Annotated in this window: 14 protein-coding genes, 1 pseudogene and 1 other annotated feature; all 15 genes and pseudogenes read right to left on the reverse strand. The window is 35.3% G+C overall.

Annotated features, from left to right (window positions below):
• Positions 1–84 precede the first annotated feature (84 nt).
• Entirely contained in the window at positions 85–1089 is a 1005-nt protein-coding gene (locus RV15_RS17265) for an SIS domain-containing protein (protein WP_071879246.1), read from the reverse strand.
• Between the two features lie 12 nt (positions 1090–1101).
• Positions 1102–2151: an SIS domain-containing protein gene (locus RV15_RS17270; protein WP_071879247.1), complete on the reverse strand. Its 1050-nt coding sequence runs from the start codon at positions 2149–2151 to the stop codon at positions 1102–1104.
• Between the two features lie 26 nt (positions 2152–2177).
• The gene (locus RV15_RS17275; protein ID WP_071879248.1) at positions 2178–3008 is read right to left on the reverse strand and encodes a PTS system mannose/fructose/sorbose family transporter subunit IID; all 831 of its coding nucleotides are present in this window, start codon (positions 3006–3008) and stop codon (positions 2178–2180) included.
• The gene (locus RV15_RS17280; protein WP_069655511.1) at positions 2992–3780 is read right to left on the reverse strand and encodes a PTS mannose/fructose/sorbose/N-acetylgalactosamine transporter subunit IIC; all 789 of its coding nucleotides are present in this window, start codon (positions 3778–3780) and stop codon (positions 2992–2994) included. The genes RV15_RS17275 and RV15_RS17280 overlap by 17 nt, the downstream gene beginning before the upstream one ends.
• Positions 3781–3794: 14 nt before the next feature.
• Positions 3795–4265: a PTS sugar transporter subunit IIB gene (locus RV15_RS17285; protein ID WP_071879249.1), complete on the reverse strand. Its 471-nt coding sequence runs from the start codon at positions 4263–4265 to the stop codon at positions 3795–3797.
• Positions 4266–4285: 20 nt separating this feature from the next.
• On the reverse strand, positions 4286–4702 hold the full coding sequence (locus RV15_RS17290; protein WP_071879250.1) for a PTS sugar transporter subunit IIA: 417 nt from the start codon (positions 4700–4702) through the stop codon (positions 4286–4288).
• A gap of 72 nt (positions 4703–4774) precedes the next feature.
• Positions 4775–7545: pseudogene (locus RV15_RS17295) on the reverse strand (sigma-54-dependent transcriptional regulator).
• 205 nt (positions 7546–7750) lie between these two features.
• The gene (locus tag RV15_RS17300) at positions 7751–8458 is read right to left on the reverse strand and encodes a 5'-methylthioadenosine/adenosylhomocysteine nucleosidase (protein WP_071879251.1); all 708 of its coding nucleotides are present in this window, start codon (positions 8456–8458) and stop codon (positions 7751–7753) included.
• Complete coding sequence (locus RV15_RS17305) at positions 8455–9321, reverse strand: MetQ/NlpA family ABC transporter substrate-binding protein (RefSeq protein WP_071879252.1); 867 nt, start codon at positions 9319–9321, stop codon at positions 8455–8457. Before RV15_RS17305 ends, RV15_RS17300 begins: the two co-directional genes overlap by 4 nt.
• 42 nt (positions 9322–9363) lie before the next feature.
• On the reverse strand, positions 9364–9837 hold the full coding sequence (locus RV15_RS17310; RefSeq protein WP_071879253.1) for an S-ribosylhomocysteine lyase: 474 nt from the start codon (positions 9835–9837) through the stop codon (positions 9364–9366).
• Between the two features lie 29 nt (positions 9838–9866).
• On the reverse strand, positions 9867–10979 hold the full coding sequence (locus RV15_RS17315; RefSeq protein ID WP_071879254.1) for a 5-methyltetrahydropteroyltriglutamate--homocysteine S-methyltransferase: 1113 nt from the start codon (positions 10977–10979) through the stop codon (positions 9867–9869).
• A gap of 64 nt (positions 10980–11043) precedes the next feature.
• Positions 11044–11300: a binding site (T-box leader), on the reverse strand.
• A gap of 83 nt (positions 11301–11383) precedes the next feature.
• Positions 11384–12475 carry a protein kinase family protein gene (locus RV15_RS17320; protein ID WP_071879255.1) on the reverse strand — a complete coding sequence of 364 codons (1092 nt, stop codon included), beginning with the start codon at positions 12473–12475 and terminating at the stop codon, positions 11384–11386.
• A gap of 25 nt (positions 12476–12500) precedes the next feature.
• Positions 12501–13850, reverse strand: a complete 1350-nt coding sequence (locus tag RV15_RS17325; RefSeq protein WP_071879256.1) for a deoxyguanosinetriphosphate triphosphohydrolase — start codon at positions 13848–13850, stop codon at positions 12501–12503.
• Positions 13851–14633: 783 nt separating this feature from the next.
• Positions 14634–15107: an SMI1/KNR4 family protein gene (locus tag RV15_RS17330; protein ID WP_071879257.1), complete on the reverse strand. Its 474-nt coding sequence runs from the start codon at positions 15105–15107 to the stop codon at positions 14634–14636.
• 13 nt (positions 15108–15120) lie between these two features.
• The coding region (locus tag RV15_RS17335) for an HNH/ENDO VII family nuclease (RefSeq protein ID WP_217265839.1) at positions 15121–15584 on the reverse strand (464 nt) is incomplete at its 5' end.

Below are 15584 nucleotides of genomic sequence, written 5' to 3' on the forward strand. Positions count from 1 at the left end.
TTAATAGTAAACAAAAGGAAGTACTTTTTATAATTCAAAATACAATAAAACCTGCAACTCTCTAGTTGCAGGTCGTTTCCTTCATTAATAATCAAACTGACGATAATAACGTCTAATATCTAACGGATGGCAATTCAGTTGTTCAACATGAGCATCGATTCGTTGTGTTACACAATGCATCAACAAGAACGACAAAACTCGTCCACGATATTTTTCACTAATTCCCGCAACTGGATAATCCTTTGAATCAATAATCGTATAGTTAGCGCAAATACGCGGTAACAAATTCGCTACTCTTTCAGACAATGGCCGTTGTTCATCCTCGCCAATAAATACTGTCACAGCCGTTGTTTCGTCTACGATTTCTAACGTACCGTGTAAAAACTCAGCAGCGTGAATCGATTTTGAACGTAACCAACTTTGTTCTTCCCAGTAGCACATTGCATAAGAATAAACTGCACCCCATTGATTACCAGCACCGATAAAATAATGCATATCATCGTGACGGTGCGTTTGGGCAAATTTCAACCCAAAGTCATCCGCTTTTTTCTCAGCATCAACTAAACCAACGGGAAGATATTCTTCTAGTTCTTGATAATATTCTTCATAATCGTCAAATTCGCCATTATTTTTCATCAATCGATCTGCTAGCATAAAAAACTTGATTTGTTCTGTTCCTGGCGCTGGATATGTCACCACATAGTCACATTTTCCAGCTAAAATACTCCCTTTTGCATCAATAAAACCGATCAAAGTTGCGCCAACAGTTTTAATTTCTTCTACCGCTTTAACAACTTCTTGGGTTGTGCCGGTTACAGAAGACAAAATAACGATTGAATCTTTGGTTAAGCGACGATTGCCAGTTGTATAATATTCAGCGGCATGCTGTACATAAGCAGGTAAATTACTTTTTCCATTAATATAAGTGACTGCTTGCATCGCTGAAGCATAGGTTCCGCCGATGCCTAGATAATAAATAGAATCAAATCCTTTTTTCCAAACTTCGTCAACAATTTTTTCAACTTCTGGACGTAGTGCTAAAGCCCCTTTGATATCTTCGATTTGCTTTGTTTCGTTAAATTTTAACATGGTTTATGCTCCTTAAATTTTACTTTTTAATATTTGGTCAAAATCATCAAAAATTCGTTTATTTAAATCGATTCCTTTACCTATCGCAATTTGATAAGCTAGATATTGGAACGGAATCACCAATAAAAGTGGACTAATTTTTTCAGGTATTTCAATAGATAGACTTAGTGTTTTAGGCTCTGATGTTGCACTCGTTGTAATCGTGTAACACGCAGCAACATATTCACTTAAATAAGTCTTTAATGCGTGGCTTCTTTCATTCAGCACATTATCATTTTCAATAAAAAATAGTGAATGTGCGCTGTTTGCCTCTAGATATGGTCCATGCATATACGCTTCAAGTTCAAACCCTTGTGATGGTAAACGTACCGTTTCGGTAAATTTGGTTTCAAATTCTTTAGCCGTCCCAACATTTGGCCCGTAGCCAATCATAATAAAACGTGAGCCAGCACTTAGGTCCTCTTGATTTTCCAACCAAAATTCGCTAGTTTTTTCGATAACTAGATTGATTTGACTGACAGCTTTCTTTAATTCCGCTAATTCCCTTTTCACTATCACTGGATCGATTGACTCGTTTTGATAAGCGATACGTAACCCTAACAACATTAAATTCAACACAGTTGCTGAATAGCCTTTCGTAACAAAACCGACCGTCTCAATTCCCATATTTAAATCTAGAACCTCATCCACCACTTTTGTGATTGGACTTTTCACATCACTAGTTAAGGCAATCGTTTTGATCGCTCTAGTTTGTGTTAGTTTTTCTACTGCTTGAATGGTAGACGTACTTTTACCGCTTTGTGAAACTGCGATGATCAAATCAATTTTCGGATCGATTTTCCCATAATGTAGAAAATTAAACGGTTCTTCTATTTGAACGTAGACAGGCGCTGTCTCTTCTATATAATATTTTGCAGATAGACAAGCGTTATAAGAAGAACCTGTCGCTAAAATCAAACAATGTTTAACATGCTTCACATTGGTTTGCACGACATCGAATGATTCAATAATATTTTCCAACGTTTCTTGTTCTTCATTAATATAATCCAACATTGTTTCCACTGAATCTCACCTCACTATGGATTTGCTTAAAAAATCCCTACTAAAGAACCCAAAATCCCAACAACAGCCATTCCTCCAAGAATTGCCAAAGGTTTGACTTCTTTTTTCAAAAGATAGAACACAGCTCCAAATGCCGCTAATGGTAATAATTTAGGCATTATATCGTCAAATATACTTTGCACGGTGACAGCCGTTTCACCACTGCCGCTGATTGTAACTGGAATCGAAATGTCGATCATCGAAGCCGTCATCGCACCAACTACCATCAATCCAATGATCGAAGCGCCTAAAGTCAAGCTTTCCATCATCCCGTTTGCTTGAATCTTTTTCAGAAATCCAGTCCCTAATTTGTACCCCCAACCGGTAAAGAGATAACGTAAAACAATATGTGGTACGTTAAAAATTAGCAAGAATAAAATCGGACCTAAAACATTCCCTTGTAGAGCCAGTGACGTTCCAACTCCAGTTGCGATCAACCGTAATGTTCCCCAGAAAAATGAATCTCCTAACCCTGCCAAAGGGCCCATCAATGAGGTTTTAATACTATCGATCGTACTCACATCAAATTGTTCATCTAGTACATTTTCTTCTTCCATCGCCGTATTGATCCCTAATATCAAGGTCACAATATGGGGGGTGGTATTGAAAAAAGCTAAATGCCGTTTCAGAGCGTGCGCCATATCAGACTTTTTAAGATACAATTTCTTCAAAATCGGGATCATCGCAAACACATACGCCATATTCATCTGACGCTCATAGTTCCAAGAAAATTCCATCTGGAAAGACCGCCAGAAAACACTATTCAATTCTTTTTTTGTGATCAACTTTTCCGTTTGTTCTTTAGAAGTCTTCGTCATCGTCAATAACCTCCCCGTTTGATGTTTGGATCATTTCTTTGCCTTTATTGTGATTCATGATATTGACCACGATTACAGCTGTGATCGCCCCTAAAATTGCAATCCCTGTAACTGGAATTTCTAGATAAGCCATCAAAGCAAAACCTAGAAAGAAGTATGGTGCTACTTGTTTATTGATCAATAAACGCGCCAACATTGCAAAACCAAGTGCTGGAATAATACCAGTTGCAACGGATAAACCATGTTGAACAAACTCAGGAATCATATCCAATAATCCTTTGATCGTGTTACTCCCTACAGCAAATGAAATGGAAACAATGAGTGCTAACATCAGAGACAACCCAAAACCTGCCGCCAAATGCATCCGTTCTACTCCTTTATAATTCCCATCATCCGCGTAATTATCAGCTTTTTGACTCATTGTTGGAATCACCAAACCTAGATAGACATTTTTCAAAATCAGCGTTAAGGTTGCGATTGGTAACCCTAAAACCAAGGCGGTTTCTGTTCCAGCACCCGCAGTAATTGCAAAAGCCGTTCCTAAAATCCCACCTGTTACTACGTCTGGGGGAATCGATGCTCCGACTGAAAAAGAACCAATAAATGCTAATTCCAATGTTGCCCCCATAATAATGCCCGTTTTAATATCCCCTAAAACAATCCCTGTAAACAATCCTGTTACGATCGGTCGAGATAAAAGTGACGTACCTAAGGCATACTCAGACTGAGCAATAAATGCGATAACTCCTAACAAAATTGCTTGTACAATCATTTCGATCTTCCTTTCTAAAATGCATCTAAAGCAGCAACTTTTTTATCATTAGGGACTTGTCGGATCTCAATATCAACCCCTTCAGCGACTAATTCTTTAACTAGTACTTCTTCATCTGACGTGATATTCACCGCTTTAGAAATATTTCTAGTCCCTTCTCTCACTTTCATTCCACCAAGATTGATATGCTTGATCTCAGGACACCCTTTCGCTAGTTTATAAGCATCTGCTACACTTTCAACAACGATAAATAGCTTGTATTTATCCGTTACGCCACTTTGTAAGGCGCTGATTGAATCCTCAATATTTTTTATTACTAATTTAACACCTGCAGGCTTTGCTAATTTGATTGTCGTTTTGCGAATATCATTTTGCGGTACATCATCATTGGCAATCAAAATACAATCGACACCTAAACTTTGAGTCCAAGAAAATGCCACTTGTCCATGTAATAAACGGTGATCCACACGTAATAATTTAATCATGATTTACTCCCCCTTTTATTTTAAAATTCTTCTTCCTCATCTTTTACTTTCAATAGGTTACAATACTGAATCGTTTCTTGAGAATTTTTTATTGCTTGTGTGATTAACGTTTCCAAAGAGTCTGTATGTTCCAGTTGAGTATATATCTCAATTAATAAAGACAAATTCAATCCAGAAACTAAATGCACATTCGACCGTTCAACATACTTAAAAAACTCATTATTAACACTACCGCCAAAAATATCCGTGATCACAAGCAATTCATTTTCTTGATTTTCAGTAATCATATTTTCTACCGTTGTGCCTAAATCGAACGCTTCTTCCATATAGGCACAAATAACTTCGACATTTGTTGCTTTCCCACAAATTAATTCCAAAGATGTTCTGATCCCTTGTGCAAAATTTCCATGTGTCGCTAAAATAATTTTTCTTGCCATCCTGCTCACCTCACTTACACTTTATTAATAGCAAAAAGGATGCCAACTTTAGTGGCACCCTTCGTTTAACGATTAAAAATCACTTTCATCGCTGATATATTCAGTGTTTTCAAATAGAACATCATGAACATAAGAAAGTTCTGAATCTGGAATATTGACACTGTAGACTTTCTCTATGACACTAAATGCTTCTTTAATATCTCGCAAGTCTTTTTCATGACACTCCTGTAATTTGTCAAAACCACTATAGACTTCGATCGGTACATTGCGGATCAACCGTTCTACCAAACAACTAACATGAACATACAAAGCTAACTTTCGATCATTAGTAATCCGCTGACCTAGACGTTCTTCTAACTGCTTCATAAAGACCTCGATTTGTTCAATGATTTTTTCTGTATCTAAAATCGTCACAGATTGAATCACGCGATCAAGCGAAAAATTCCGAATCAACTGATGACTAAATTCTTCCTGAGAATCCAATACTAACTCTTTTTTCAACCAATCTAACAAGTTTTCGATCCCAATTCCTGCAATCAAATCCTCTAATGAAATAAACGGCACATTTTCCACGACCGGATTGGCTGTACCAACAATCCCAAGCACATCATACAATGAAAATGCTTTTTCAAATTCAACAGGATCACGTAACTGACGAAACTCACATGGAATAAGCTTGACAAAAGTCGTATCTGGTAAACTCTTTTCAAGTAAATTACTGATTTGAACAGCCGTTCCAATACCTGTAGCGCAAGTCGTAAGGATGATTTTTTCTTTTTTAGTTTCCGGCTGAATGATTTCCCATTGAGACTGATGACTGCTTATCGCTTTAGCTGGGATTTCACCAAGTTGCTGTTGCCTTTGAATGCCTTCTCCCACTGCAATCGCTAAACTCGTCGTTACATTGTTCATCAATACGATAGGTGCCACAGTTTCTTTTGAAAAATAACGATGAATTTCTTTTAAAGAGCCCATATCAAATAAAATAATCAACCCGTTTGACGTATCATTTCTCTCAATATATTGCATCAATTTCTCAGCAATTTTCTTTGGCGTAACATCTAATGGCATATCAAAGGATTGAAATAGCAGTTCATTCAACATCCGATTCGCTACATTAGCAATACTGCTTGCCGTGGCGTAGCCATGTGCCACAATCACCGCTTTAGGATAAGACGTTTCTTTGGTATATCCTAGATTATCAATATAAACAGATAAAATGATCCGATCCATACTAGAAACTTCAATATCCAATGACGTTTTCACCAAGTTTAAAATCTGTTCTGCATACCGATAACTATTTGGTAACTTGGCTTTGATATCTAGTAACAAGGTCTCGATCAACTGAACCATCTCAATTTCTGGCAGCCAATCCACGTAACGACGTTGAAACAAGTAATGACTGATCGCATAAACCAAACTACCATTGAAACTAATTTGATAGGCGGATTCAATTTTTTCTAGCATCTGCCGCACATGCTGGGTAATAAATAGCAACATTTCGTGCTTTTGATCTCTTTTGGTTTCAAATAATAAATAATCAAAAAGATAATCGATTTCCTTTGAAATCAAACCAACTGAGGCGTTGATTTCTGAATGATTATTCACATAAGTTAGCAAGATTTTTTCATAGCTTTGAATAATTCTTTTTTGTTCTGGTTCACTTTCTTCAAGCAAATACTCCAAACTACTTTGACCATCGATTCTTAACAGTGATTCCGCTTCTGAAAAGTCAGTCTCCTGATTTTCTGTTAATAAATAATTAGGTAATGAATGCAAGGTGATTGGGATTTGTGTTTTCTCGTGATTGATCGTAAAGCTTTTGGCTGTTATGATTTTGATTAAATTTTTTAATTCTCCTACATTTCCTTTATATGAACGATTTTCTAAAATTTTGATAACCTGTGGTGAAACGATCAACGGTTTCAAAATAGTTTGCTGTTCTTCAAAAAATGACCGAATGATCAGCTGTTTTCGTTCTGCTTGCGTTCGTTCATTGAGCGCTGGAATTTTGATTTGGACCGGAATTCGTCTTAAAAAAGTGGTTAAAAATGTGCTGTTGACCTCTTCTGTTGTGGCAAAAGCCAATCGACAATTAACAACGATTGGATGATTACTTTCCCCATTTTATAAATAATCCCTTGATCTAGAAAAGTGAATAATTTTTCTTGTCCTTCTGCACTTAAACGATGTACTTCATCCAAAAATAAAAAACCGTCTGCCGCAGCTTCAAAGGCACCTATTTTTTCAGTATCCGCACCTGTAAAAGCTCCTTTTACATGACCAAATAAATGGCTAGTCAGTAATTCTGGATTATCTGCATACTGAGCGCAGTTCACTGTGATAAAAGGTGCCTCACTCGTTAATAAATCGTTTGCTAAACAAAATTGATAAAGTAACTGAACTAAATAGCTTTTCCCTGTGCCACTTTCTCCTGTTAAAAGCAATGGCAAGCCACCATTGGGATAAAGTGCCGCCATTTTTAATTGCTCGATCGTTTGCGCTAAGCTACCTCGATTGCCGATCACATTCTGAAAGAAATCAATCTTCTTATCAAAAATCGGTTTTTCCTTTTCGATCTCTAATAAGTTTTGATAAAAGGAATTAGCTAGTGGATAATTTTGCAGTTCAAATGTTTTTTTATGAAAAAAGTAAACAGGACGTGTATTAACTTTTACTAAAATTCCTTCGTCCGCAAGCTGATTCAGATAATGACTCGCCGTATTTCGTTTAATCGAGAATTTTTCAGCAATATCGGAAGCGGAAAAAATATCGCTTACATTTTTAGGATTGAAAAAAGATGTTTGATTTTTTAGATAGTCTAACAGTTTTTCTTTTAACATATGATCCCTCCTGCCTTTATCATAGCGAAGTTTTTCGGAAAAATATATCTCTTTTTTCATCAGGTTTGAAAATTATTTTCTTATTCTGACGATACGTTGACTATACGAGCAAAAAGTGAATTATTTGGCTCTGTTATTGAAAACACGATTGTGTTCGAATTAAAAAAAGATGTTCAGCTTTTAACAGCCCGAACATCTTTATAATCTATAAATTATCTTCTGCCAATATCTGAATTAAGCGTTTCGTCTCTTGAAATGCATGTAATGCAGCTTTTCCTAGATGCGTATCAAAAGACTCAGCTGCTTTAACTCCTGCAATGTCAGAAATTCCACGAATGTTCACGACAGGAATCTCATAAAAACTTGCGACTTGTGCGATTGCAGTGCTTTCCATATCAGAGGCTTTCACTTTCGGAAAACGTTCTTTCACCTTTTTTACGAACTCCAGCTCACTCATAAAGGAATCAGACGTTACAATCACTCCCTTGTGTAAACTATAATCGCTAGGATGCTCCAAAGAATCAAAAATTTTCAACCATTTTTGACTTAATGGGTAATCACTTGGCATTTGCGGCACTTGTCCAAACGTGTAATCAAAGCCAGTCGCATCCACATCACTATAGGTAAGCTTTGTGCCATATACAACATCACCAATTTCAACCTCACCTAAAAAACCACCTGCCGAACCAGTATTAATGATCACATCAGGTTGAATTGTTTCACAAAGCAGACTAGTTGAAGCTGCTGCATTGGTTTTACCAATCCCAGTTTCCACTAAAAATAACGCACAGCCTGGCTGATCTAATACTTCCTCGATCACAGTTTTACCCCGTTTTAAAATCGATTGTAATCGATAAGAATCACGAAACGGTTCCAATTCTTCTTGCATCGCTGCTGCTATGACGATTTTCATTGATCTGCCTCCCACAACTTCCCAACATCTTCTTGGACATCGACTTTCGTCCCACCAAAATGTTCTTGGATGTAGTCTTTGACTGCTTGATTATGATATAGCTCTGCTAGTTTTTTTAACGTTTGATCCTGTTGGCGATCTTCTTTTGTTACTAAAACATTGATGCTTTGCTGCGTATTTTCATCGATTTCTTCTTTAAACAGGGCATCTTTCAACACATTTAAGCCACCTTCAAACGCAATTGTGTTACTGATCAAAGCCAGATCAACATCTTGCAACACTCTTGGACCAGTTGTATCATCGATCATTTTAAATTCTAACTGTTTGGGATTTTCAACAATATCAGATGACGTACCTGTTCCGTTATCAAAATCCTTGGCCAGTTTGATCAAACCAGCTGTTTCCATCAATCTTAAGCCACGCGCAGTATTCGCTGGATTATCAGCGATTGCAACGACAGCTCCATCTTTAATATCCCCGACTGATTTGTATTTATCTGAATAAAGCCCCATCGGCTCCATATAGGTTGTCGCAATCGGAACTAATTTTTGATTACTGTCTTGATTGAAACTTCTTAAATAGCCTAACGATTGAAAAGCATTCACATCAACCTGTTCCTCAACCGTGGCATTATTTAGTTGAGGACCGCCATTGATCTCTTTAACTTCTATCGTTAAACCAGCTTTCTTGGTCAAATCTGACTCTGCAATAAATCGCCAAATATCGGCGTCACTGTCTACTGATCCTAAAACGATTTTAGTTGTTTTATCTGGTTCTTCGCTTGCCTCTTGTTTATTTTGACTATTACAAGCTGTCACTAAAAATAACGCCGCTAACAGGCTAAATCCAATCCACTTTTTCATGACTGCCTCCTTTAACTATTTACTATGATTCAAATGCAAAATCTAAACTACTTCTCGCTCAAAAGCCGAAACGCTGATTCCTTGATCTAATACTAATTTGGCCCATTCTTTTGCCGAAAAAAGAGAATGATCTTTATAATTCCCGCAACTTTTTGCATCCGTTCCCTGAACATCTGACCATTGAATTTCTGTTACGATTTGAGTCAACGTTTCTTTTAAAGCTTGTGCCACTACTTGCGCGGGATAGTTGCCCCAAACAATTAAGTGAAAACCTGTACGACAGCCAAATGGAGAAACATCGATGATTCCGTCCAAACGATCACGCAATAGATCAGCTAGTAAATGCTCTAACGTATGAATCGCTGCTGTCGGAATCTCTGCCTGATTCGGTTGAGCAAAACGCAAATCGTAATTCGTGATTTCGTCTCCTTTCTTCCCAACCTCAGTTGTAATCACACGAACATACGGTGCAATTACTTTATTGTGATCTAATGTAAAACTTTCAACCTCTGCCATGAAACTCATCCTTCCAATCAATTATTTAGTTAACCCCAAACCTCATTCGCCACATCTATAACTAATGATAGTTTTTTCCACTGATCTTCCTCAGTCAAAATATTGCCTTCTTCTGTCGAAGCAAAGCCACATTGAGGACTTAAACTCAAACGCTCCAACGGGACAAATTTACTTGCTTCTTTAATTCTATTCACTAATGTTTCCTTCTCTTCTAATGTGCCATCCTTACTTGTAACCAAGCCTAACACTACTTGTTTATCTTCTGGAACAAAACGTAACGGCTCAAAATTGCCTGAACGCTCATCGTCAAACTCCAAGAAAAAGGCCTCGACATTTTGATTGCCTAACAACGTATCTGCGACTGGTTCATAGCCACCAGAAGTTGCCCATGTTGAATGATAATTGCCACGACACACATGCGTTGTTACATGTAAATCTTCAGGTAAATCAACGATCGCATCATTATTTAAACGTAAATATAACTCTTGCAGCGCTTGGGTATCATATTCCCCATTGGTCATCGTTGTCCAAAAATTCTTATCCACTAACATACCCCATGTACAATCATCCAACTTAATATCCCGACAGCCTAAGTCATACAAAGCTAAAATCGTTTCCCGATATGCCTTAGCAATATCTTGATACAACAATTCCCGATCTGGATAAAATTCATTGACCTTGTCTTCATTAGAACTGCGAACCAACTCCGCTAATAACTGGGCTGGCGCGGGAATACTTTGACGAACTGGTATCCCTTCAGCAATTTCTGCTAAAAATTCGTACTCCTCAAACACTGGATGTTCTGGATTAAAACTGATTTTTCCTGTTAAACGTGCTGAATCCGCTCGTGTTTCTTCTCCATGAAATAAATACCCTTGATCCATCACATTATGCTCGATTCCGTTAAATCCCCAGAAAAAATCAAGATGCCAGTAACTACGGCGAAACTCACCGTCACTAATAACTTTCAGCCCGATTTCTTTTTGCTTTGCGACTAAATCCCGAATCGCTTGATCCTCAACTACTTTTAATTCATCTCCTGAAATCCCGCCAGAGGCAAACTCTTCCCGCGCTTTTTTTAACGATTCCGGACGTAAAAAACTTCCTACGATTTCATAATGATGTACTGAATTTTGACACATAACTGATTTCCCCCTCATTTTTTAAATAGAAAACAAAAAAATCCCTAGAAAAGTCAAAGACTCTTCTAAGGATGTAATAAACATACATGGTACCACCTTAATTTACAAAAATCGTGCGATTTTTGCCTCTACTCTAATACGCCGCCAATGCTTGATATTAGGATTCTTGGTAACGGGAACAACCGTGCATCTCTAAAATCATTTCTCGAAATGCCCACTCAAAAGCCATTTTCAAATTCGTTTTCTTTCGCCTCTTTTCAGCTACCAAGGCTTTCTTTTAGAAATTCCACAGAATTTTACTTTCTTTTTCTACGTGTTTTTTTATTTATTTTTAATTATAATAACAGATGAGGTGGTGGGTGTCAAATGGATAGATGAAGAATAACAAATATCTTTAGTTAACATCAAGAAATTAAAACAGGATCATTCTCAAGCTCTTCTCTGTCGCTCTGAAGACTTTCCATATGTTTCTCAGTCATTCTAACCATTCTCATTGCAATTTTATCCCCATAATATAAACTAAAGTTTGTCTCCAAATAAACTCTCTTCTTTGATTTGGGTAAAATAAATTCCTTTTTACTAAAAAACTGTTTCCCGCTCGGGTGAACGGGTTCAATCATTGAATAGATATATCTTTTTTTGGTAGATGTTAGCATACTCGTTGGCAATTCACAATTCCGATCTAAAAACTCAAGAATATTAATTAATTTGTCTGGCACACTTTTAAAATTTTCTAGTATAATTATTGCTTCTTGTTCTAAGGGAGTCATATTTGTTTTTTCAACTACAGTTTCTTCTTTTAGCTCTTCTTCTGGTCTTTGTTCCTCAATATAGTTATCCACGAGTTTATAAATATTTGTATTTAAAACTTTAATTGTCTCTTGGCTTGAATATTTTTCCTTTCCAAACAATAAGAATTGAGATTCATTTTTTATCTTTGTCCACTCCATCTTAGCAACACAAAGTTGAAATTGCTCCATAATCTCTACGATAACATTTATTGTATTCTCATTAATAATAATTTCATCTTTTTTTATCTGTTCAATCGCTTCTTCTTTTTCACTTGTATTGACTTGCTCTATAATATACCTATTAATTGCATTCATAAAAATAAACATATGCGCTTCACAGTCATCAGGTTTCTTCATCATTTCTTTCTCTGAGCTAAAAGCTTCAAAACACTCTTTAATCCCCTTATCATTTCCATAAGCTTCAAAATCATTTGCTTTAAAACTCATAAGAACATTAATTCGAGATTTTTCCAGTCTTTTTCTGTTCTCTTTTACTAGACCTGCATTTTTTACGACATCTTCATTCATCAGTTCTTTGATCTCGGATAAGTTTTCATTGTATTTGGCAAAATTTTCTTTTAATTGTGCCAACCATTTAATTCGGCTACTAGAAATATTGTTATTTTGAATATTCCTATAAGTTACAAATAATGTTCCCAACATTGTAATCAGTACTGGAACAATATAAATCAAAAATTCTGGCATAAAAATCATTCTCCTTCAAATTATTCTAGTTAAATAACGTATCATGTAATTTTTTGGCATAACCATCTGTCATATTACAAATAAAATCAACAGCCATCTTCAACCGATAATAATCCTTTTCAATGTCTAGGCTATTTTCTGTTTCTCTTTTATATAACTCTTCGGCACTTCTTGGTAAATTGTTAAACAAACGTTCTTCATACTTATTCATTGGCTCCTTATCATATTTTAAAACCACTGGAATAAACTCAGACAACAAACGATTGATAATATTAAAACCTAACACTTCCTGATCCAGTATTGTTTTTGTTTGAAAAACATATTCATAAGAAAATTCTTTTAAAGCATGGAAGCATTTTACTTCATCACAATCTTCATTGATAATTTCACCATAAAAACTGCCAGACATAATTTCTTCATAATGATCAACAAATGTTTTACTTGCACTTTGATAGACCTTTCTTTGTGTTTCTCTTAAAAATTCTTGGATTGCCGCTGCTTCTGAATTAATATTAATTAAAAATCTGTCCGTTCCAGTTCTCTCATCAATAAATGATTTTATTTCTCGATAACTATATAAACCATAGTTATAAGCATCTTCGATATCTGAAAATGTATAAGCTAAATCATCCGCCGCTTCAAGTAGAAAGACCAAAGGATGACGATTACCAGTTGTTCCAGTTACGACCTTAATATTTCTAAAAACCTGCTCTTCCGAAAAGAAATAACCAACTTTTTTTGTTAAAATATTCTTTTTATCTATTTGATCTGCACTAGCAGTATATTTAATTACCGCATCCAAAGTTGAAGCGGTCAGATTCATTCCTTTTTCTGAAGAACCATTATCATTATGTAACTTCGTCAACAAACGAATAGTTTGAGCATTGCCTTCAAACTGTAAGAAATCCTCTTTTTGTTGCTCAGTAAAAGAGGACCAGCACTTTAGTAAAGGGGCGTTTTTACTGAACCAAATCCGAATCGCTTCTTCCCCAAAATGGCCAAAAGGAGGATTTCCAATATCATGAATTAGAGCAGCAGTTTCTAATAAACGGTAGCTCTCGTTTAATTCATCAATCACGATTCCGTTCTTATTTAATTTGGTGATGACAGATGTTAACAGATCTCTTGTGTGCATCGCAACTTCTAAACTATGAGTCAAACGAGTACGAACAAAATCATTTCTTTCTAATGGAAAGACCTGAGTCTTATCTTGTAGACGTCTAAAAGAGTCACTTTTAATAACTCGACGATAATCACTATTAAAAGCTACACCTAAATCTAAAAGATAATTTTTGTGCGTTAATTTATCATTTGGACAAACTTTGTCGTTCTTTGAAGAAATTCTAAATGTTCCAACTAACCGATTCCATTCCATTATTTGTAACCTCCATTTTCCTATTATTTTTTTAATCTAAAAAGATAGTTATTCCTAAATCCCTTATTTTTGTGATAGTTCAGAATATATTATATCAAATAAACCCACTAATTGTAACTTATTCTTAATATTTAAAATCAAATTACAAACATTTAATAAAGATAACTTATTTTATTGTACATATATATAAAATTAAAAGTATAAATTTGATAAATTGATTAGTATCAAACATTTTATCTGTAACCTTTTTTTCATATTACAAAGAGGCTGCTGATTGTAAATATAATCAAACAGCCTCTTTGTATATATAATTTTAAAGTGAATGTGCTTCAACTGGGAAAATTTAAAATCTGATCATCTTCATAAAGATGGAAATATATTTTCCGTACATACCTAATTGTCTACTTATTTTTATACATGTCTAAAATGTAATTCTTCCCATCCTTATTCGCAGTAATAGACGTCCTTTTAGACATAACCTCCCCTGCTGTCAACGGATGATTCGCATAATATCTAGCAATTCCCATCGCTACCATAAAGTTCTATCTGATTTTTTTTCCATTAATCGTGAAATTGTACATAAAAAACGGTATCAGTGATTTTTTACTCACTAATACCGTTTAAATAGTCTACAATTTGCTGACTGTACTTTAAAGAATCATTCAAAAAGACTAGAAAAGTCCTTTGAAGTTTTATAAAATGGATACTGCTATCTTTTTTTAGCTATTGGTGACTTGATTAGTGAGTTCATCCTTACTAGTAAAGCGCCATTTTATTTCAAAATTAGTTTATTTCTTCATTTACCATATCTAAAAGAAATTCCCCAAAACTATCATATAAAACTTCATTTTTTTGTGCATCTTCATAAAAACCAGGAAAATAAGATGTAATTTTAGGTTCGTTGTTACTATTCAAATCTTTATAGTTCATACAATACATTTCTCCCATTCCACTATTATATATAATAACTAGATGTTTCGGCATTTTTACTAATTTTCGTTCGTTTAAAGTAGCCCAAACAGCGTCTGGAACACCAGAATTTTCAAAGTCTTCTCTAAACACTCCGTAAATTTCTATAGAACCAAAAGTTAAAGCTCCAAAACAAGATAAAAAAAGTTTATAGTCTTCAGGAAATTGTAGACCAAGAACCAATTGAGCTTTTTTTATAATTTCTTCTGATGCTCCTCCAAAATCGTCTACTAAGTCATCATTTTCTACAATTATTTTTTTTGCTTGATTATACTTTTCAGTACTCATTACAAAATCTCCTTTATTTAAAATCTTTTGCTCTGTTTTTCCAATAGTCGGAACGCCATTTATTAAAAGATTTCCTATCTATTCCAGATGGGACTGAATTAGGATTGATATGAATTGTTTTTGAGTTGCTCTGATGGAAAGATTGTTCCACCTCCGCAATAGAACTTATATCTCTTTGAGTCATATGATGTAAGTTTATTGGATTACCATCTGGACCTAAAGGAGCTAACCCCTGTTCCATTCTTTGAAGATTAGAACGCCCCTTAACATCTACTTTATTAACATCAATTATACCATCTCTTTGATAAACTTTGGTTCCTTTAAAGTCAATATCCTTTTTCCAATATTCCCTAATTTGTGAATAATTATTAGAAATATCACTCCCATCAGCTTTTTTATAACTACTATTCCCCTTACTATTATTCCTATCTAAAGTGTAATTTTTCCCATCACGTAATTCAATCGCTAATTTCGTTA

It is taken from the genome of Enterococcus silesiacus (assembly GCF_001886225.1).
GTDB lineage: Bacteria > Bacillota > Bacilli > Lactobacillales > Enterococcaceae > Enterococcus_L > Enterococcus_L silesiacus.